The sequence below is a fragment of the Granulosicoccus sp. 3-233 genome (assembly GCF_052681095.1).
In genome coordinates, this window is sequence record NZ_JBQYLE010000016.1 from 81,373 (window position 1) to 101,061 (window position 19,689).

General features: G+C 56.6%; 14 protein-coding genes. 9 read left to right on the forward strand and 5 right to left on the reverse strand.

Annotated elements, in window-relative coordinates:
• Positions 1 to 89: 89 nt before the first annotated feature.
• A complete protein-coding gene (locus ACUNV4_RS27710) occupies positions 90 to 1,490 on the forward strand; it encodes a selenium-binding protein SBP56-related protein (RefSeq protein ID WP_430881911.1) in 1,401 nt (466 codons plus the stop codon).
• A 19-nt stretch (positions 1,491 to 1,509) separates the two neighbouring features.
• A complete protein-coding gene (locus ACUNV4_RS27715) occupies positions 1,510 to 2,175 on the forward strand; it encodes a hypothetical protein (RefSeq protein WP_430881912.1) in 666 nt (221 codons plus the stop codon).
• A gap of 138 nt (positions 2,176 to 2,313) precedes the next feature.
• On the opposite strand, the gene ACUNV4_RS27720 is transcribed toward ACUNV4_RS27715, so the two are convergent.
• Positions 2,314 to 3,174 (reverse strand): AraC family transcriptional regulator, encoded by an 861-nt coding sequence (locus tag ACUNV4_RS27720; RefSeq protein ID WP_430881913.1) that lies wholly within the window; start codon positions 3,172 to 3,174, stop codon positions 2,314 to 2,316.
• 136 nt (positions 3,175 to 3,310) lie between these two features.
• On the opposite strand from ACUNV4_RS27720, the gene grxC reads away from it, so the two are divergent.
• The 4 genes from grxC (at position 3,311) to ACUNV4_RS27740 (ending at position 6,995) form a co-directional block, all read left to right on the forward strand.
• Complete coding sequence (gene grxC / locus ACUNV4_RS27725) at positions 3,311 to 3,583, forward strand: glutaredoxin 3 (RefSeq protein WP_430881914.1); 273 nt, start codon at positions 3,311 to 3,313, stop codon at positions 3,581 to 3,583.
• Between the two features lie 43 nt (positions 3,584 to 3,626).
• On the forward strand, positions 3,627 to 4,136 hold the full coding sequence (locus ACUNV4_RS27730) for a YkgB family protein (RefSeq protein WP_430881915.1): 510 nt from the start codon (positions 3,627 to 3,629) through the stop codon (positions 4,134 to 4,136).
• A 61-nt stretch (positions 4,137 to 4,197) separates the two neighbouring features.
• Positions 4,198 to 5,364 carry a lipid A deacylase LpxR family protein gene (locus ACUNV4_RS27735; protein ID WP_430881916.1) on the forward strand — a complete coding sequence of 389 codons (1,167 nt, stop codon included), beginning with the start codon at positions 4,198 to 4,200 and terminating at the stop codon, positions 5,362 to 5,364.
• A 188-nt stretch (positions 5,365 to 5,552) separates the two neighbouring features.
• Positions 5,553 to 6,995, forward strand: coding sequence for an aspartate/glutamate racemase family protein (locus ACUNV4_RS27740; RefSeq protein ID WP_430881917.1), 1,443 nt, complete (start codon positions 5,553 to 5,555; stop codon positions 6,993 to 6,995).
• A 161-nt stretch (positions 6,996 to 7,156) separates the two neighbouring features.
• Here the strand turns inward: ACUNV4_RS27740 and nhaA are convergent, their stop codons facing one another.
• The 3 genes from nhaA to ACUNV4_RS27755 form a co-directional block, all read right to left on the reverse strand.
• Complete coding sequence (gene nhaA, locus ACUNV4_RS27745; protein ID WP_430881918.1) at positions 7,157 to 8,983, reverse strand: Na+/H+ antiporter NhaA; 1,827 nt, start codon at positions 8,981 to 8,983, stop codon at positions 7,157 to 7,159.
• A gap of 87 nt (positions 8,984 to 9,070) precedes the next feature.
• Positions 9,071 to 10,684, reverse strand: a complete 1,614-nt coding sequence (locus tag ACUNV4_RS27750; protein WP_430881919.1) for an FAD-dependent oxidoreductase — start codon at positions 10,682 to 10,684, stop codon at positions 9,071 to 9,073.
• Between the two features lie 333 nt (positions 10,685 to 11,017).
• Positions 11,018 to 11,698 carry a GntR family transcriptional regulator gene (locus ACUNV4_RS27755; protein ID WP_430881920.1) on the reverse strand — a complete coding sequence of 227 codons (681 nt, stop codon included), beginning with the start codon at positions 11,696 to 11,698 and terminating at the stop codon, positions 11,018 to 11,020.
• A gap of 217 nt (positions 11,699 to 11,915) precedes the next feature.
• Between ACUNV4_RS27755 and ACUNV4_RS27760 the strand changes: the two genes are divergently transcribed.
• The 3 genes from ACUNV4_RS27760 (at position 11,916) to ACUNV4_RS27770 (ending at position 16,853) form a co-directional block, all read left to right on the forward strand.
• The gene (locus tag ACUNV4_RS27760; RefSeq protein ID WP_430881921.1) at positions 11,916 to 12,884 is read left to right on the forward strand and encodes a TAXI family TRAP transporter solute-binding subunit; all 969 of its coding nucleotides are present in this window, start codon (positions 11,916 to 11,918) and stop codon (positions 12,882 to 12,884) included.
• 101 nt (positions 12,885 to 12,985) lie between these two features.
• Complete coding sequence (locus tag ACUNV4_RS27765) at positions 12,986 to 13,924, forward strand: aminotransferase class IV (RefSeq protein ID WP_430881922.1); 939 nt, start codon at positions 12,986 to 12,988, stop codon at positions 13,922 to 13,924.
• Between the two features lie 187 nt (positions 13,925 to 14,111).
• Positions 14,112 to 16,853, forward strand: a complete 2,742-nt coding sequence (locus ACUNV4_RS27770) for a TRAP transporter permease (RefSeq protein WP_430881923.1) — start codon at positions 14,112 to 14,114, stop codon at positions 16,851 to 16,853.
• A gap of 91 nt (positions 16,854 to 16,944) precedes the next feature.
• Here ACUNV4_RS27770 and ACUNV4_RS27775 read toward each other — a convergent pair whose 3' ends face one another.
• Positions 16,945 to 19,536: an FG-GAP-like repeat-containing protein gene (locus tag ACUNV4_RS27775; protein ID WP_430881924.1), complete on the reverse strand. Its 2,592-nt coding sequence runs from the start codon at positions 19,534 to 19,536 to the stop codon at positions 16,945 to 16,947.
• Positions 19,537 to 19,689: the final 153 nt, after the last annotated feature.

Consider the following 19,689-nt stretch of genomic DNA (forward strand, 5'->3'; position numbering starts at 1 on the left):
TGCGCATTATGCTATTGCCTCAAGTAGATTCAGGCACACCACTGCACTGAACAGGCACGAATAGAGGTAATACTGCACAGGAGGAATCGATGAGTATCAGACCAGATCCCACATTTCATGCCACCGCAAGATTGGCCATGCAGGCACCGGTGGAGAAGTACGGTTTTACAGTGATGCTGAGTCCGGATGGCTCACAACCCGATGGCATTGCCGTCGTGGACCTGGACGAGAGTTCGGCAAGCCATGGAGAAATCGTTCACCAGATAGTCATGCCAAATACCGGCGACGAGTTTCACCATTTCGGCTGGAATGCGTGTTCGTCTTCCTTGTCCCCGCTGAGCGGCCATGCCTTTCTGGAGCGACGTTACCTCATCGTGCCGGGTATTCGCAGTTCTCGCATCTACATCATCGATGTGAAAGATCCGTTGCAGGCGAAGATCCACAAGATCATCGAGCCCGAGGAGGTGTTTGCCAAGACCGGGTATTCCAGACCTCATACCATTCACTGCGGTCCGGAAGGCATTTATGTCTCCACTCTGGGCGGTGGCGGCAAGGACGGTACCGACGGACCTCCCGGTATCTTCATCATGGACTGCGAAACGTTCGAGATAATCGGACAGTATGAAATGGACCGCGGGGTGCAGGACAAGCATTATGACTTCTGGTGGAACCTGCCACAGGATTACATGGTCAGTTCCGAGTGGGGGTTGCCCCCGCAGTTTGAAAACGGCATCGTGGCCGAGGATCTGCTTGCCAACAAGTACGGCCATTCCATTCATTTCTGGGATCTGCGCAGACGCAAGAATGTTCAGACAATAGACTTGGGTGAGAACCATCAGATGGCGCTGGAAATTCGTCCGGCACATGATCCCAAGAAAACCTATGGCTTCTGCGGAGTCGTGGTCGACACCACGAACCTTCAGGGGGCCATCTTTACCTGGTGGCGTGATGACAATGGTCAGTGGCAGGCAAGGAAAACCATCACCATTGATCCGCATCCAGCCAACCCGGACGATTTGCCCGAACTGCTCAAGGGGTTCTCTGCGGTTCCCCCGCTGGTGACCGATATCGATCTGAGTCTTGACGATCGTTTTCTGTATGTCGCCTGTTGGGGCACGGGCGAGATGCACCAGTATGATGTCTCCGATCCGATGAATCCGGTATTGGCCGGCAAGGTCGAAGTCGGTGGTATCGTCAGGAACTCCCGACATCCGAATGGCAAGGAGTTCGCATTCGGCCCCCAGATGGTGGAAATCAGCCGAGATGGCAAACGGGTCTACTGGACGAACTCCCTGTACTCGACCTGGGATGACCAGTTCTATCCGAACGGCAAGGGTGGGCAGATGGTCATGGCCAGGGTGGGTGACAATGGTGGACTGGAACTCGACAAGGATTTCTACGTGGACTTTCCGGAAGGCTATCGCGCCCATCAGATTCGCCTTGAAGGTGGAGATTGTTCAACGGACAGCTTCTGTTATCCCAATGTCTGATTGAGTTCGACGCTTCGAAGTGGATGCAAGCAATCTGACGGCCCTGTGGTGGGCCGTCGCACTGTCTGGGGTATATCACGGGATCAATCCGGGCATGGGGTGGCCACTGGCGGTCTCCGCGGGGCTCATGCAGGGCAATCGACGCAGCCTGGTCATGGCGCTTGGCATGCTTGCCCTGGGCCATCTACTGGCCATGCTGGTGATACTTCTGCCATTTTCCGTCATGTCCAGTCTGGTTGTCTGGGAGACAGAGCTGCGTATGGGAGCCGGGATACTCGTCATGCTCATGGGGCTCTATCTGCTGGTCAATCGCAGACACCCGCGGTTTCTGGCGAGAGTGCCACCAACACGGTTGGCACTGTGGTCTTTCCTGGCTGCCATGGCGCATGGCGCAGGTCTCATGCTGGTTCCCATCTACTTGAGTATCTGTGGCGTCGATATGGGTGATGCCGGACATCAGGCGGCTCAACTGTTGCTGGGCAGGAATCTGGCGAGTGCGCTGTCGGTCGCCTTCGTGCATACGATGGCGATGACGCTGGCAGGTGGATTCATCGCCGCCCTCATCTACTTCTGGCTGGGCCTGCGGTTTCTGTCAAGAACCTGGTTCAATCTCGACGTTGTCTGGGCACTCAGCCTGATTCTGGTCGGGGCGTTGGGAATCTACGGTGCCAGGTTTCCGCACTGAAGCAGCCAGTTTGTACATTGCCGCTGATCACCGGCCGCCTCACCAGTCATTCGGCCAGAGCGATTGACCGGTTCTGCCGGTTCGGGTTGATGGTCGAATCTGTCGAGACGACAAGGATGCGATGTTCCCGCCTCCATGTCAGGTCGCTTGTTTCCGATAGGTGGTCGGAGTGGTGCCGAGTCTTTTTTTGAATGTCCGTGTAAACGCAAGATCGGATTCGTAACCGACGCGGCTGGCGACTTCATGTAGTGGCAACTCGGTTTCTGCCAGCAGCTGACAGGCCAGTTGCATGCGCAGTTGTGTCAGGTAATCGAACATGGGCTGTCCCACCAGGGTCTTGAAACGCTTTGCGAAAGCCGCTCGGGACAGTCCGACGTTCGATGCGAGTACCTCCAGCGACCACGAGCTGTCAGGATGCTGGTGCAACTGCTGCAAGGCCTTGCTGATGTATCTGTCGGCAAGTGCCTTGATCAGGGGCGCCTCACCTTGCTGCCCGAAATTCATGCGAACAAGTTCGACGATCAGAACCTCCGTCATGCGGTTTACAACAATCTCCGTGCCCGGTTGCATGGAGAGGTATTCACGGCTGAGCTGATCGAGGATAGCCTTCAACCAACCGTGCGATTGCAGCTGTTGTTCCCGAATGACGATGACATCCGGGAACAACTCGGAAAGCGGGGTGCCAACGCTGTTGTCGAAGGTGCAATAGCCGCACAGCAGCAGAGTGTCGGCATTGAGTGCGGAATCCTCAGTGGCAGTGGGTTCACTGCTGAGCAGATGAGCTCGCCCGGGTGCCAGAAATACCAGATCTCCCGGTCCCAGGTGTTCCACCAGACCATTGGATTCGAGGCGGCAACTTCCTCTTCGTATCTGATGGAAGCTGGCCCCATCCTCGCCAGAGAACTGCTTTTGCCATGGAGGAGGCAGTTGATCACAGAAATACACAGTCCCTGTCGCGCGCAGGCTGCGCAGCACATCACTCAATACGTCAGTAGACATTTTTTTCGAAATCTCGCCAGGAAGTAGACGATCAGTATATCCAAAGTGGATTATCACATACTGTTGGAGTCGACCCGATTCCATATCATTACACCCACTGAAGCACATCCGATACATCTCCAGTGAGGACACGACCATGAACAACATCGACATCTATACCAAGACCTATTGCCCGTTCTGCAAACGCGCCAAAGCCCTGCTGGATGCCAAGGGCGTCAGCTATCGAGAGCTGGAAGTATCCACCGACCAGGCTCTGCAGCAGCAGATGCGAGAACGCAGTGGCCGCCGAACCGTTCCACAGATATTCATCAACAACCACCACATAGGTGGCAGCGATGATCTGATCGATGCCAACAACAGCGGCTTGCTGGATGAACTGCTTGGTCAGCAAACCAGTTTGAACGCATAAACCTTCCCACCTTCATTTCACACAGACAAAGAGACAACTCATCATGAGCACAACCGTACAAGGAATTCAGGCCAATCTTTCAGCCACTGCCGCCAACGACAGCACCATCAGTCAGCAGATCACGCGACTGGGCGAGCATGCCGTACTGGCATCGACAGTCACCGTTCTGGCCTGGATCGGGGCCATGAAATTCACCGCCTATGAAGCCGGTGCCATCGAAGGGCTGGTCGCTTCAAGTCCACTGACCGCGTGGCTCTACTCGGTGTTCAGCCTGCAAGGAGCTTCCAATCTGATCGGATCTGTCGAGATTGCCACGGCATTGGTCCTGCTGATCGGCATTCGCTACAGACCAGCCGCCATTGTCGGTGCGCTGGCTGCCATCGCCACCTTCGCGGTTACCCTGAGTTTTCTCTTCACGGCCCCTGGCTGGGAGGCCAGTCTGGGCGGATTCCCTGCATTGTCCGTTGTGCCCGGTCAGTTCCTGCTGAAAGACGCCGTACTGCTTGCTGCAGCCATCTCGCTGCTGGGAAAAGCATTGTCAAGACAGCACTAGAGGCCCGGAGCCTGTACGTTCGATTCGATACTCACCCACCGCAATTTCAGGAGTCAGGCCAATGAACCGCACACGAACCAGTCATGGCAGAAGGGCTTCATCACCTTGCTTGCCGGTCGTTCTCGGTGCGGTTTGTCTGCTGATACCAGTGCTCACATCGATCGATACGGTGCAGGCCGCAGAACTCGAGTCCGGCAATGCCCCAAGTCAGAACGAGGACAGCCTGTCTGTCCTCGATGGCCAGGAAGCCGATTATGGTGGCTGGTCATTGAATATCGACAATGATCTGTTCTCCGGTGGAGATCTTGATCGTGACTATACCGGCGGTGTCGCAATTGCAGTAACCGGTGCCAGGACACGTGAATGGCCGGTATCGCTGGACAAGACTCGAGCGGCACTCGCACGTTTGAGCCGCTTCGATCGCCTGTACAGCGATACAGCCGTGCTGTCGCGGCATTCCATCGAGTTCGGCTTCACTCTTTTCACGCCCAACGATATTACCGTGGCAGAACCGATCAAGGATGATCACCCTTATGCCAGTCTGTTCTTCATCGCCAGCGCAGCGCAGCATGTGGTGCCCGAGCGCAAATTGTCCTATCAGACTGTCTTGACAGTTGGCGCGCTCGGCCTGCCTTTGGCGGATACCGTCCAGAGCGGCATCCACCGTGCGATCGGCAGCGAACAACCCCAAGGCTGGGATAACCAGATCTCCCATGGCGGAGAACCCACCGCCCGATACTCCGTCGGCTTGCAGAAAACGCTCATCGAAGGTGGCGGCCCCGGACTGAGTACGCAGTTCTCCGTCAACTCGGAAGCCACCGTCGGCTTCACTACCGATGCCAGCGTTGGTTTCGGCATTCGCTGGGGCAGGCTGGAACGCCCCTGGTACACATTCAACCCACACCCGGCGGAATACATCAGTGTGGGTACACCACCTGAAGCGAGTGATCGGACCACTGGCCGGCGTGAAATCTACCTGTACGCCGGTGCCAATATCAAGTACCGCCTTTACAATGCCATACTGCAAGGTCAGTTCAGGGATAGCAGGGTGTCCTTTGATCATGACCAGCTCAATCCGGTCATCCTGGAAGGATGGGCAGGGTTTCTGGCGGAAGTGGCCGCGAACTATCGTCTCGGCATGTTTCTCCGTGCCAGAACGGCCGAACTGGACAAGGCAGAATCCCGCAATCCGGTGTGGGGCGGCATTCTGATCAGTCGCTCTCTTTGACAGGGTGGCGAGGTTATCGTGTGCCACCGCTAGGGTTATGCCCCTTGTTACCGCCATGAGGAGGTAGGCTATCAGGTATAGACGCACATCAGAAAATGTCTGTTGATGTGGCGCAGGGGATTGTCGAATGATTGCGTCGGAGTACACTGGCAGGTCATGTGACACACTACTGAATCAGGAGCAATCCCGTGAGAAAAGCACAGTCGCTTCGGCTTGGCATCGTCGGTGGCCTGGGTGCGCTTGCAGGCGCCGATCTGCTCTATCGAATCGTCCGGGAGACACCCATTCAGTCAGAGGGCGATCACCGAGAGCTGGTTTTCGAACAGAAGCCGATGCGTGAGCCTGTATCACCGATGGATCGAAACTACAGCCCGACGCATCGCAAGCTCCACGTATTCGATACATTGTCACGCATGGAGAGAGAAGGCTGTAGTGCGGCGTTGCTGCCCTGTTTCATCACGCATTGCTTTCTGTCGGAGCTGCAAGATGAGCTGAGTCTCACGCTGATCAGCATGACGGACGCCATACGGCAAGTGCTAGACAAGCTTGACCCTCAGCATACAACGATCGGTGTAGTCACCACGCCTTATGTCCGTGGAAGCGAACTGTTCCAGTCGCTCTTTGGTGAAGACAGGCGTGTTGTCTTTCCGTCGGATGCGATGGAATCCGCAGTCATGCATGCCATCTACGGAAAAAACGGATTCAAGTCCGGCAATCGTGGACCGGCAGTTCTGGAGCCCATCAACGCGGCGCTATCCTACCTGTCCGAACGGGGGGCCACAGTGTTCGTGCCGGGCTTGACCGAGCTGCCCTTGTTGTTCGATCAACTCGATTTTCCTGCGTCGATGACAGCAGTCAATACCGCAACGGTCTATGCAAGACATGCGCTTGCTCTGACCGAGGCGGGCAACAGGCGCAGATTCAAGGTAGGCATTGTCGGCGGAGTCGGACCCGCTGCGACAGTCGACTTCATGTCCAAACTGGTCAAGGGTACGGACGCTGCTCGTGATCAGGACCATATCAAGGTGCTCGTTGAACAGAACCCGCAGATTCCCGATCGCACCGAAAACCTGACAGGTGGTGGCACCGATCCCACTGTCGCCCTCTATTCGACCTGCAAGAAACTCGAGCGAGGCGGTGCGGACATTCTCGCCATTCCCTGCAACACGGCACATGCCTATGTCGACCGCATTCAACGGCATCTTGATGTGCCTATCATCAGCATTCTCTCGGCGACCACCGATACCATCAGAGCGATGTCACCGCGCGTTGATAAGGTTGGAATCCTGGCCACCAACGGCACCATTCACAGTGGCCTGTATCAGGACGCATTGGGAGAGGCGAAGCTGGAATATCTGATTCCGGACGATGCCCATCAGGTGCTGGTCATGGATTCCATCTATGGTCGTGAGGGAGTGAAAGCAGGCTTCACTCAGGGACTCTGTCAGCAGCAGATTCTGCAGGCTGTCGCTCACCTGGTGGAAAACGGTGCAGAGGCGATCATCCTGGGATGCACGGAACTTCCGTTGATTGTCTCCGGGACGCGCGAAACTCTGGGTGCAGTCCCCATCGATCCGACTGATGTTCTGGCAAGGAAGTGCGTGCAGCTTGCCCGTGAATACGGGAAGTAGTTGGTAGATTCAGGAGTCCTCCGGACTTTGTCATACGTTCTGCAAGTGGTTGGTGATGAAACCTGTGTGGACATCAGGACATCAGGTTGCAAGTGATTGCGATTCCCTTTGGATCGCGGCGGCTACAATACAGGTCCGCCTGAGTATTCCCGCCTGTCCCGTCATGTCGATGATTGGCTCTGATTGCCTGCGCTCAGTAGGAACACGAATCCACAGAGTGCTGCCAGGGTCGAGGCGCCCAGGATACCAATGGTAGCGGCTTCAACATCGAGGCTCGTCGCAAAGGCTTGCCCGGCAATGAATATCGACATGGTGAATCCGATTCCTGCCAGACATCCTGCTCCTGCGAGCTGCAGCCAGGAATACTCGGCAGGCTTTGTGGCAATGCCTAGCCAGACAACCAGAGCCGCTGCCAGTGCAATTCCCAGAGGCTTTCCGAGCACGAGCCCCGCGCCAATGGCAAGCATCAGTGGACCGTGCCCTTCGAATACCGCAGCAGAGAACGGAACTCCCGCATTGGCCAGTGCGAACAGCGGCAGAATGAAGTAGCTCGATCTCGCTGCCGCTATGCGCAGCAGACGGTCGGCCGGGGATTCCAATCTGTCCTGAATGCTTTCAAGCACTCTCAGGGTCGGCAGAGAAGGTCCGTGTCGCAGGACTTCGCCTTCCCGTTCGGCCTCGGCGGCGATCAATGTCTTTGCCTGCGTCATGAGAACATCTATGTTCACAGGGGGGCGGGTCGGGATGAAAAGGGCAAGCAGAACACCTGCCAGAGTCGGATGCAATCCGCTGCCGAGAACGAATACCCACAAGCTGAAGCCGGCAAGAACGTAAGGGGTCACGGTATAGACCCGCGCTCGATTGAGTGCATACAGAGTGATAACCGCTCCGCCTGCCGCGGCCATGTAGACCAGGCTGATCTGCTCGGAATAGAACAGTGCAACGACGAGGATCGCACCGATATCATCGACAATGGCGGCGGCGGTGAGGAAAACGCGCAGTTCGATAGGCACACGCTCTCCCATCGCCACGATCAAGGCGATGGCGAAAGCAGTATCGGTGGCCATGGTGATGCCCCATCCTCCGCTCCAGTCCCCGCGGGGAATCAGCAAGAGGTAGAGGATGGCAGGCACAATCATCCCGCCCAGCGCTCCGGTGATCGGTAATGCTGCCGCTTTCGGATCGGCAAGCTTGCCCACCGTGAACTCTCGCTTGATTTCGAGTCCGACGACCAGAAAGAATATGGTCAGCAGTCCGTCGTTCACCAGGTGGTGGAGCGACAGGTCGAATGTGTTTTCCCCGATTGTCACGCCGACGTGCGTTTCCCAGAAAGCCTGGACACTCGCATGCAGACCCACATTGCTCAGTACCAGTGCCATCAACACCGCGGCAAGAAGAAGGACGCCGGAAGAAGGCCCCCAGGCGGCAAAGTCCAGCGCCGCTGAGCGGACGCGGTAGCCGAGCGTGCCTTCCATTGCATCGATGAATGCGCTTTCGTCCCAGGGGCCATCGTAGCGCTGACCATTGATGAAGAAGGTTGGAGTGACCATCGCGCCGCTGGCTTTTGCACTTGCCGTGTCGGCCTCTACCTTGTGCGCCGCCCGGTCTCTGGAGGTCTCTGAGCCTTCGTGTTTTTTCGACAGATGTGTCGCCGCCGCATCGAGATCCTCTTCGGTCAGTGAATGCGACCGGGTCATCAGCTCGATATGAGTCTTCCAGAAGCTCTCATCATCCGGTGCGCTCTCCGCGAGTTCTGCCGCCTGAACCGACAGTTCATTGCTGCTCAGAGGAAGATGGCGAAAAACGTATCGCAGACGGTCGCCGAACCTGTCGCGTATCTCGGCGATACGTCCGTTTGCTGCGCGACAGTGAGGGCAGGCATAGCTGCCGTATTCGACCAGGGTGATCGGAGCGGACTGAGGTCCGAGTACATGATCGACGGAGGCGTCGACCGGACGATCCAGGTGACCTACCGAAGGGGTGCTCATGGCCATGATCCCGTGATTGTTGAACTGCCCCAGAGAGTTGCCATGCCGGAGCGTCGCGTTGCGATGACCCGGCCTGCAGTCCTTGCATCAGACATTGTTGACATGATTCCACACGGCGCTCATAACGACCGAGCCTTCGCCGACTGAAGAGGCTACGCGCTTCACGGATCCGGCCCGCACATCTCCCACGGCGAAGATGCCGTGAGTGGAAGTTTCGAACTGCGATCGTCCACCGTTTTCCGCGCCCGTGAGTACGAAGCCGTGATCGTCGAGTGCGGCGTGTCCCTCGAGCCAATCGGTGTTGGGAGCGGCGCCTACCATGATGAAAAGCGCACGGCTGTCGATGTGCATCCTGTTGTTCGCAAGCGTGTTACGCACGGTCACGCCATCGAGGTGAGTATCCCCGTCAAGGCTTTCGATTTCGGTGTTGAAATGCACTGATATACGCGGATCGGCGTCGAGCCGGGCAGACAGATAACTCGACATCGACGCGGCAAGGCTATCGGATCGGACTAGCAGGTGGACACGACGTGCCGAGCGGCTGAGGAACATGGCGGCCTGGCCGGCTGAATTTCCACCGCCGACCACGACAGCATCGGTCGCGTGACAGAAGCGCGACTCCATCTCGGTGGCGGCGTAATATATCCCGGCTCCCTCGAATGCATCGCGTCGTTCCAGCGGCAGCTTTCGGTACTGCACACCTGTCGCCACGATGACTGTCCTTGCGCAGACCTCCCGGCCGTTCGAGAGGGAAGCGCAGAACAAGTCATCCCGTTGATCGAGTGCCTCGACCCGGATCGGCATCGCGAAGCGCGTGCCGAATTTCATCGCTTGCACCTCGCCACGCCAGATCAGATCGCCGCCGGAGATTCCTGTCGGAAAGCCCATGTAGTTTTCGATCCGGCTGGACGTGCCGGCCTGGCCACCGATGGCAAGGTCCTCCACCACGACCGCAGACAGTCCTTCTGCACCCGCATAGACGCCCGCAGCGACACCGGCAGGACCACCACCGACGATCAGCACGTCCAGCACCTCTTCCTTGTCCAGGTTCAGCTCCAACCCAAGAGCGCGGGCAAGTTTCTGCGGCGTGGGGTTTTCGATAGCCTTGCCAGCGAAAATCACAGCGGGATGACATCCTTGCAGATCGCAGCTTGCCCGTTCCGTCTCAGCCTCCGGACTCTGGAGATCGATCAGTTGTGCGGCTATCCGGTTGCGTGAGGCGAATTGCGCGATTTTCTGGATAGCCGGATCCACATCGGCGCCGATCAGCTTGAGGACCGTCTGACTCCGCTCGACATTTCCCCGTCGTCGTGCGGCGAATACCGTCAGAACGATATCGCTCATCTCCGGAATCCGGGACATCAGTTCCACAAGTGCGGCTATTTTCACGACGATGACCTGAGTCTCGGCACAGGCCCGCATCTGGAACATGGAGACAGCGCCGGATAGCATACCGATCTCTCCTGTGAACTGCGACGGGCCCATCGTGGCATCGATCATCCGTTCGCCCGTGGATGAATTCACGACTTCGATCTCACCGCTTTCGATGAAAAGAAACTCGGTCATCGGCTCGCCGGCGCGAATCACGATGTCGCCGTCGGCATATGTACGAGGCACTCCGACCATGCGCAGGGCGGAGACATGGTCGGCATGCAGAGCCGTACGTTGCATCTGGGCGAGATCAGCCGCGAAACTTTCCATGGTGGGGCGCCTGTTCCTGATTATCACGTGAAAAGCAAGTCTACGCTGTTGTAGCCCGAGATTGCCCCTCGATTGCCGACATCAGAATTCGCCTTTTCACCATGATCCCATGCATCAGCTCAGGTCAGGCCCGCAAGGTTCAGAGGTGCCGCGCGCCTGTGATTGCCTCTGAGCCCCACCATGCATATTCCTCATTGCGATTCACGACAACATTGCAAGTTTGTTCCTTTGCTCTGTGGTCGCAGCACGGACGTAGCGTCATTTGATGCAAAAACGACAGTGAGGTGGGAAGCTTGAGAAGAAGTCAGGCAGGCGAATGCTGATACGAACAGGTCAGGACGACAGATTGCTGCCGAGAGTGGTCAGGGTTGTTGCCAGTCCCTGGCGCATGTGCTCGGTCAGATGTTCCAGCATGTCATCCAGAGAATCGCCGTGGGCGAGTTCCACATAACGATCGTGAGACTCGCGCAATGGACCGCAGCGACCATGAGCACGTTGATGCAGGGAAAAATACAGATTGAGGTTGGGGCGCATTGATTCCCAGCTGCGTTGCAAAAGACGGTGATCACTGAGCTCATAACACCAGGCATGCAGTTGCAGTTCCAGTGCGATGGCCTGCAGACCATCATTGCCAGCGTCAATCACACGCACCAGGTCCGCATTGCGCTGAGCAAGGTTGGCTAGTGAGTCAGCGCTTCGCCTCGACCAGCAGCGTTCGAAGGCGAATCGTTCGAGTGTTGTTCTCAACGAGTACAGTTCCTCGAGATCACGTCGGGTCACCGAGCGAACGTACAAGCCCTTGTACGGCACGCTGACAAGCAAGCCTGTTTCTGCCAGCTCTCGAATGGCTTCCCGCAATGGGCCTCGACTGACTTTCAGCGAGCTGGCCAGTTCCAGCTCGGTCAGCCGTTGCCCGGGCTGGAAATTGCCGGCGACGATGTGCTTGGTCAGTTGCTGGGCAATACGATGGCGAATGGTCGTATCGTCGACTGGTTGTAGAACCCTGTTGTCCACATGACTCCTTTGGTGCAGGCCGGATGCCACGCACTTTCAAGGTGCAGTATGGAGCAAGGTGACCCCCTCGGACAACCAGCATTTGCAGGATTGTTGACAATCATACAACCCTGTATCAGTATGTAGCTGAAGCTCACGCATTGCCCGTCGCCTGACGACTGAAAGTGGCCGTGTCGTGCGTGGACCATTGGCCATCCATTCGACCAGAGGTATTTCCATGTCATTCAAACGTCATTTCTCCGCTCTTGCCGGTATCACCCTGGCGGCGCTGCTTCCTGCCAGCGGACAGGCTCAGGAATTCATCACGATCGGAACGGCCGGTCAGACGGGGGTCTACTACGTCGTTGGTCAGTCGGTCTGTCAATTGGTGAATCGAGGTACGGCGGAGCACAATCTGCGATGCACGGCGCCGGCCACGGGTGGCTCCATTGCCAATCTGAACGGCATTCGTGCCGGGGATTTCAACTTCGGCGTGGTTCAGTCTGATTGGCAGTATCACGCGTTCAATGGCAGTAGTACTTTCGAAGAGGCAGGGCCCAACGAAAACCTGCGTTCCATTCTTTCGGCTCATGCAGACATCGTCACCATCGTGGCAAGAGCGGACTCAGGGATCACGGAACTGGCAGATTTGCGTGGAAGCAAGGTGAATATCGGCAATCCAGGCTCGGGTTCCAGGGCCACCGCAGAAGTCTTGCTGGAAACCATCGGCATTGGGGTGGATGAGCTGGCGCTGGCCTCCGAGCTGAAGTCGGCAGAACAATCGGCGGCCCTGTGTGACAACAAGATCGAGGCAATGATGTTTTCAGCTGGTCACCCGGTAGGCAATATCAAGGAAGCCACAGTTGCCTGCGACACGGTGTTTCTGCAGGTAGAAGGGGAGGGTATCGATCAGCTGGTTGAGGATACGATCTACTATTCCAAGGCTGAAATCCCTGCGGGCATGTACCGCGGGCAACCAGAGACCATCCACTCCTATGGTCCTCTGGCCACACTGGTTTCCTCCACGGATACCAGTGAAGAAGCCGTTTATCAGGTCGTCAAGGCCATATTCGACAATTTCGATCGTTTCAAATCCCTGCATCCTGCGTTTGCCAATCTGAATGAAAAGGACATGATTTCCAATGGCACGATTGCTCCCTTGCACGACGGTGCAGTTCGTTATTACAAGGAAAAAGGCTGGATGTAGTACAAGCCTGAGTACCAGCAGGTAGAGCCTGCTGCCGACAGCTTTCCTGCTGCCGGCAGCAGTCAGTGATTCATTCGAACTGATCGGACACAGACTGACAGATGCAAAGCAATACAATCAGCCACAGCACGCACGATGCCAGCGAAGATGATCGCAACAGGGACATAAAGATCTATGTCAATGGCGAGATCGTTCATCGAGACGAGGCCAAGGTATCCGTTTACGACTCCGGTTTCATGCTGGGCGATGGCATGTGGGAAGGTATGCGACTGTACAACGGAAAGTGGGCATTCTTTGATGAGCACATGGACCGTTTCTTCAACTCCTGCAAGGCAGTTTCGATCGATGTCGGCATGGACAAGGCAGGCATTCTGGATGCCTTGACGCGCACAGCAGCGGCCAACAACATGACGCACGATGTACATTGTCGGCTGATGTTGACGCGCGGTATCAAGGACAAACCATTTCAGCATCCCAGGCTCAGTCGCAGCGGGCCGACTCTGGTCATCATCATGGAGCACTCCAAGCCGGCAGTCAGCCTGCAGAGTGCCGGAATCACTCTGGCCACGGTGCCCCAGGTGCGCGGTTTGCCGATGAGTCAGGATGCCAAGTTCAACAGCCACTCGAAGTTGAATTGCGTCATTGCCTGCTTGCAGGCGGAACAGGCAGGCGCCGATGAGGGGCTGATGCTGGATCCCCATGGTTTTGTCAACACGACCAATGCCTGCAATTTTTTCATCGTCAGGCGCGGGGAAGTCTGGACGTCAAAACCCGACTATTGCATGAACGGGGTTACCCGGCAAAAGGTGATCGACCTGTGTCGACAGAACGATATTCCTGTCTTCGAGAAGAATTATTCCCTGTATGAAGCCTACGGTGCAGACGAGGCATTTCTGACCGGCACCTTCGGTGCGCAAACGCCGGTAGCTTCCATTGACGGTAAAGTCATTGGCAAAAGCGGCGAGCGTCCGATGATTGCCCGTATACAGAGCTTGTACAAATCCCTGATCAGTGAGAATACCGGCAGCTCGCAGCCGTAGGTCCACTGGGTATTCGATGACGTCGCTCATTGCCTCAACCCGAGTTGATTGCTGCTGAATCCCGGCTGGATTTGCAGTCGGTTTCGGGGCCGGGGTCGTGATTGCAGTTGCGCATGAGGAGCAGGCCTCGATTCGACTACCAGGTGTTGCCGTATCTCACAGTCCGCTCAATCGGTGAAACAACAAGATGGATCAGAAAAAGCAACTGGAAGCCGCTGGTGTCGAGAATGAGGCAGCGGGTCATGGGAGCCTGAGCCAGGTCGCACTGGATGAGCTGGTAGCGTCGTCCGATACGGGCGCGAGAACACCGGCGGGTCTTGCCAGTAAACTGATTCTTGGCGTGGCGCTCGTCTGGTCACTGTTTCAGCTATGGATTGCCTCCCCCCTGCCTTATATGCTGGGTGTTGGAATACTCAATGACACGCAGGCCCGATCCTTTCATCTGGCCTTTGCCCTGTTTCTGGGCTTCGCAGCCTATCCGGCGGCTCGTTCACGGCTGGACCTGGCGATCGGTCTGAGCGTGCCGGCATTACTGGTGGTGCTGTTCATGATTGGCGCCAAGGAGGGCGTCAATACCTGGTGGATTCCGGTGTTTGGTTTGTGTGTCATGGCTGCCATTCTGGCGGGATCCCCCAAACACCGAGTACCGTCCTGGGAGTGGGCCATGGCCTTGCTCGCGGCCGGTTCCGCCTTTTATACCTATCTGTTCTACGAAAGTATCTCTCAGCGTGTCGGAGCACCGATAACACAGGATTTCGTGGTTGCCGTGCTGGGGATCATGCTGTTGCTGGAGGCGGCTCGACGTTCTCTGGGGCCGGCATTGATGGTTGTTGCAACACTGTTCCTCGTCTACACCTTTCTGGGTCCATTGATGCCGGCCATCGTATCCCACAAGGGGAATGCCTTGTCCGAGGTTGTCAATCATCAGTGGATTACCACAGAGGGGGTCTTCGGTATTGCTCTGGGGGTGTCGACGTCCTTCGTGTTTCTGTTCGTATTGTTCGGTTCCTTGCTGGACAAGGCGGGCGCCGGTAATTATTTCATCCAGGTGGCCTTCAGTCTGATGGGGCATCTGCGTGGTGGTCCGGCCAAAGCCGCGGTGGTGTCCTCAGCGATGACCGGTCTCATCTCCGGATCCTCCATTGCCAATGTAGTCACTACCGGCACATTTACCATTCCTTTGATGCGCAAGGTGGGGTTCTCGGCGGAAAAGGCGGGTGCCATCGAAGTGGCAAGCTCGGTCAATGGCCAGATCATGCCTCCAGTCATGGGAGCTGCAGCTTTCCTGATGGTGGAGTATGTCGGCTTGTCCTATTTCGAGGTCGTCAAGCACGCCTTTCTTCCGGCACTCATCAGCTACATCGCCCTGGTGTATATCGTGCACCTGGAAGCCATGAAGTCAAACCTTCAGGCATTGCCACGGTCGTATGAACCCGGCCCCTTGATGCAGCGCCTGGTAGGTCTGGCATTCGCGATTGTTGCCATCTGCGTACTCAGTTTCCTGGTGTACTACGGCATGGGCTGGATTCGGCCAACCTTTGGTAACAAGGCAGGCTTTGTCGTTTTCGCACTACTGGTACTCGTCTATCTTGGTCTGCTCGTAGTGGCATCAAGAGAGGAGGCGCTCAAGCTGGATGATCCCAATGAGCCTACGACATCACTGCCGGTTCCCGGACCGACAGCAAGAGCAGGCTTGCATTACATTCTCCCGGTAGTAGTGCTGGTCTGGTCACTCATGGTCGATCGTCTGAGTCCTGGCTTGTCCGCGTTCTGGGCATCCGCCTTCATGATCTTCATACTACTCACTCAGAGACCGCTGATGGCCATGTTGCGGGGTGAAGGTGCTCTGCTGGCCAGGGTGTCCGAAGGTTTTTCGGATCTCCTTGACGGTCTGGTGTCCGGTGCGAGAAACATGATCGGGATAGGTATCGCCACGGCAACCGCCGGTATCATCGTCGGGGCAGTCAGTCAGACAGGAGTAGGCTCGGCTCTGGCCGATGTGGTTGAAGTGCTGTCTGGTGGTCATCTGATGGCGATTCTGTTCCTGACCGCGGTGCTGTCTCTCATCCTGGGTATGGGGCTGCCAACGACAGCCAACTATATTGTGGTGTCAGCGCTGCTGGCACCTGTCATCGTTACCCTGGGTCAACAGAATGGACTCATTGTTCCCCTGATTGCGGTGCATCTCTTCGTCTTCTATTTCGGCATCATGGCAGACGTGACACCGCCGGTCGGGTTGGCCTCGTTTGCCGCAGCGGCTGTCTCCGGTGGCGATCCGGTCAAGACCGGTGTGGTGGCCTTCTTCTACAGTCTGCGTACAGCTGCGCTACCATTCCTGTTCATATTCAATACGGAATTGTTGCTGATCGACGTCACCTGGCTGCAAGGGGTGTTCGTGTTCCTCATTGCGACTGCTGCCATGTTGTTGTTTGCTGCCGCGACGCAAGGCTGGTTTCTGACCAGAAACCGAGTTCATGAAAGTCTGTTGTTGCTGCTGATAGCTTTCAGCCTGTTCCGTCCCGGCTTCTGGATGGACAGGATTGTGCCCCCGTTTCAGAGTGTAGCGCCTGCCACAATCGAGGATGCGGTCATGCAAGTCGAGCCAGGCGAGGAAATCCGCTTGACAGTGGACGGTCTGGATCAATTGGGAGACCCGGTCAGTTTTGTTGGCGTCTTGCCGGTGGCGGCGGGTGAAACGGGAGTCGATCGTCTGGTTGGTTCAGGGTTGCAGTATGTCGTTGAAGGCGAAACGGTGAGAATCGACAATGTCACGTATGACAGTCCGGCTCAGGAAGCCGGCTTTGATTGGGATCAGATTGTCACCAATGTGTCGATACCGAACGCACAACCGTCCAAGTACTGGATGTTCATTCCAGCCTTGATGCTGCTTGGGCTGGTGGTATTGTTGCAGCGGCGGCGAAGCTCCTGACGGTCACAGCTGAAGGCTTCATGCGCGACCGCTGGCCAGGTTTTCCGCCGAGAAGCGATTCAGCTCGGATAATCCTGATCAGCTTGACAGCTCATTCCACCCAATAATTGACTACCTGAAACGGCTTTTCCTGATCGCTCGAACGCGCCTGGTAGGCCAGAATTCCGAAGCTGTATTCATTGTCCGATGTGCCTTGATTCGGTGAGATATCACCGACGGTACCACTGAAGACAACGGATGTGCCGACGTTGACTCCCAGGCTGGCTGTCGTTTCCTGACCGACGCTGAATCCACGCATGCTCTTGCCGGCTGTTGTCTTGACGGTGGTTTCGTAGGACAGGGTCATGGCCGCCCTGAACCCGGCGACAAGCGACTCCGATATTTCAGCGGCCTGGCTGCCGCCGCTGAGCCCGACATCGAACGGACCGAATGACGTAACGCCAAATCCCTGTATGTCACCACGACCCGGGTAGGAAGTCGGGTCTCCGATGTCATGAGCGAATACCGAATCGTCAATGCTCACGCCGCCACTGGCGAGACTGGCATTGTAAAAGTCACGCTCGATCTGAATCGTTCGTGGTCGCCGAGGCAAGGAGACCACGATTTCCTCGCCAACCAACTCGGGATAAACCGGATGCGCCAGCACACGATAGGTGTACTGGTCGTAAGGCATGACCGTCGCAATGACCGTGTCTTCCATCGGTCCAGTGGTATAAGTGTGTGTACGCGTCAGCTCATAGCCAAGGCTCGCCTCTGCGGTCAAGGCGACTCCGACGCTCTGCTCGAGCTCCACACCGACATCGCCTACTACCGGAAGACTGACGCCGGCTTCCACGCCGACATGATAATTGCTGCTGATGGTATGGGAAATCGACGCATCCACCCCTGCCGAATTGCCTGTTCCCCAGCCAGTTCGGCATTCATCGGTATTTTGCACGCCAGTGTCCCAGCAAGGTGGGGCCGCCAGTGCTGCATGAACGATCGGCTCGCTGAAGACCAGCTGGTGCGAGTTCGCTACCGACTGCAGCACTGTGCTGTCATCATCGACGTTGACTGCCAGCAGAACCACAGAACTGCCCCTGCGCTCGCTCGCCAGCGTGTCCAGTTGCTCGATATGTTTCAGGGTGAATTCATCGTCGTTTTCAGCAATGCTCCAGATACTGACAGCCGGCTCATTGACATCGGTGGTGATGTTGCCGCTGGTTCGGGTACCGACCTTGATGCGTCCAGGGCGATAGATGATGAGATCATCGCGTCCATCGGATGTCACATCGCCGACGCTCATCATCAGGTTGTCGCGACGCACCTGAAGCCGCCCATTGTTGGAGCTGGTATTGAAGGTATATTCCGTCGGCACCTCTGCGAGCAGCGACCAGGCCCCGCTACCATCGACAAGATCTTCATAGATGACACCATTGACGTGCATCTCGCCCCGCTGATCACCGTCGATATCCAGGATGCCGGCCCACAAATGCTCGGTATGCCCGTTGTTGCCTCCCACCTCACAGCTCGAGATATCCGCCTCACCGATGATGGCACCGAGTTCTGTCCCTCCGGCATCCAGATCGTCGAACAGCAGCTGGAGTGCTGTCACATCATCGCAAACCACTGAAAAACGGTCGAGGGCTGCTACCAGTATTTCGTCGACTCCATCGCCATCGACATCACCCAGCGCGACGGTTCCGGTAACGCCCAGATAGGCACTGTTATCCACCACACCGCTGATTCGTTCGCCAATGCGTTCAATGAACCCGGCATTCTGATCATCGTAGATGTAATAAAAACTGGTACCGTCACCTGGAGACTGGTTTCGGCCTGAGCCGAATGTCTCATTGATGACAACTGCCATTTCCTGGCCTGCATCCCGATCAAGCTGACCGCTGGCCAGCTCGATTCCCATTCTGCTGCCGGGGGTCGCCGCGTTCCAGGTCCTGGCACCTTCGTCTGCAATGACATAACTGGTCTGGATGCTGCCTTCGAGAAAATACAGATTGATCGAGCCTGATACGTCGTCATCAATGGCAATGGCAATGGCAATCTGGTCTGCACCATCACCATTGAAATCACCGGTAGTCAGTGACATCCACGATGGATCGCCAGTCAATAGAGTGCTTTCGCTCGACGTGATGTAGTCGTCAGATTTGTCCTCGATGACCTTGAGCCGGATGGCGGTGGTAACAGGATCATGCCAGGCGATCACGACTTCATCGAACCCGTCACCGTCTACATCACCACCGGCAGCGGCATGCACCTCGGCTTCTGCCCAGGCGGTTTCCAGAGAAGCCCCGGTCAGCTCCGCCATGTTGCCACCACCGGAGGTATCAGGGACGTAGGTCAACAAGTTGACGATGTCCTCCTGATCCGTCCGCGCTGGACCTGCCATGAAGAGTTCGCTGCGCTTGTCCAGCGTCTTGCTTGCCCCCAGTGGTACGTAGTCGTCCGGAAGAGGCTCGCCGGATGCATCGGTTCTGGGAGATGCATTCGTGTCTACATTCAGGCGATCCAGAGTGGTCTGGACTTCATCGTCCCCCGACGAACCATCGGTTGATCCGCCAGTATCGCCACCAGTATCTCCTCCATCCGTTCCCCCGCCACCGCCACCGCCGCAAGCTGTCAGACCAAGACAGGCACTCAGTACCAGCATTCGAATCGGTGAGGTGAGAGCGTATGGGCTTACAAACATACTGGTGCTCCTGGCTGTTGATCATGCCGGAGGGCAAACCCAACAGCACGATTCCCTGTATCGAGAAAGACTATTCGGGTCTACGCGGATTCGTGTGGGCCATTTTCAGTAACAAATTGCTGAAAGTATCTACGTAGGCAGTGTTTTCGTAGA

Coding starts and splice junctions, on each gene's coding strand:
- ACUNV4_RS27710 (WP_430881911.1), top strand. CDS start 90: ATGAGTATCAGACCAGATCCCACATTTCATGCCACCGCAAGATTGGCC.
- ACUNV4_RS27720 (WP_430881913.1), bottom strand. CDS start 3,174: ATGTCTACTGACGTATTGAGTGATGTGCTGCGCAGCCTGCGCGCGACA.
- grxC (WP_430881914.1), top strand. CDS start 3,311: ATGAACAACATCGACATCTATACCAAGACCTATTGCCCGTTCTGCAAA.
- ACUNV4_RS27730 (WP_430881915.1), top strand. CDS start 3,627: ATGAGCACAACCGTACAAGGAATTCAGGCCAATCTTTCAGCCACTGCC.
- ACUNV4_RS27735 (WP_430881916.1), top strand. CDS start 4,198: ATGAACCGCACACGAACCAGTCATGGCAGAAGGGCTTCATCACCTTGC.
- nhaA (WP_430881918.1), bottom strand. CDS start 8,983: ATGAGCACCCCTTCGGTAGGTCACCTGGATCGTCCGGTCGACGCCTCC.
- ACUNV4_RS27750 (WP_430881919.1), bottom strand. CDS start 10,684: ATGGAAAGTTTCGCGGCTGATCTCGCCCAGATGCAACGTACGGCTCTG.
- ACUNV4_RS27760 (WP_430881921.1), top strand. CDS start 11,916: ATGTCATTCAAACGTCATTTCTCCGCTCTTGCCGGTATCACCCTGGCG.
- ACUNV4_RS27765 (WP_430881922.1), top strand. CDS start 12,986: ATGCAAAGCAATACAATCAGCCACAGCACGCACGATGCCAGCGAAGAT.
- ACUNV4_RS27770 (WP_430881923.1), top strand. CDS start 14,112: ATGGATCAGAAAAAGCAACTGGAAGCCGCTGGTGTCGAGAATGAGGCA.
- ACUNV4_RS27775 (WP_430881924.1), bottom strand. CDS start 19,536: ATGTTTGTAAGCCCATACGCTCTCACCTCACCGATTCGAATGCTGGTA.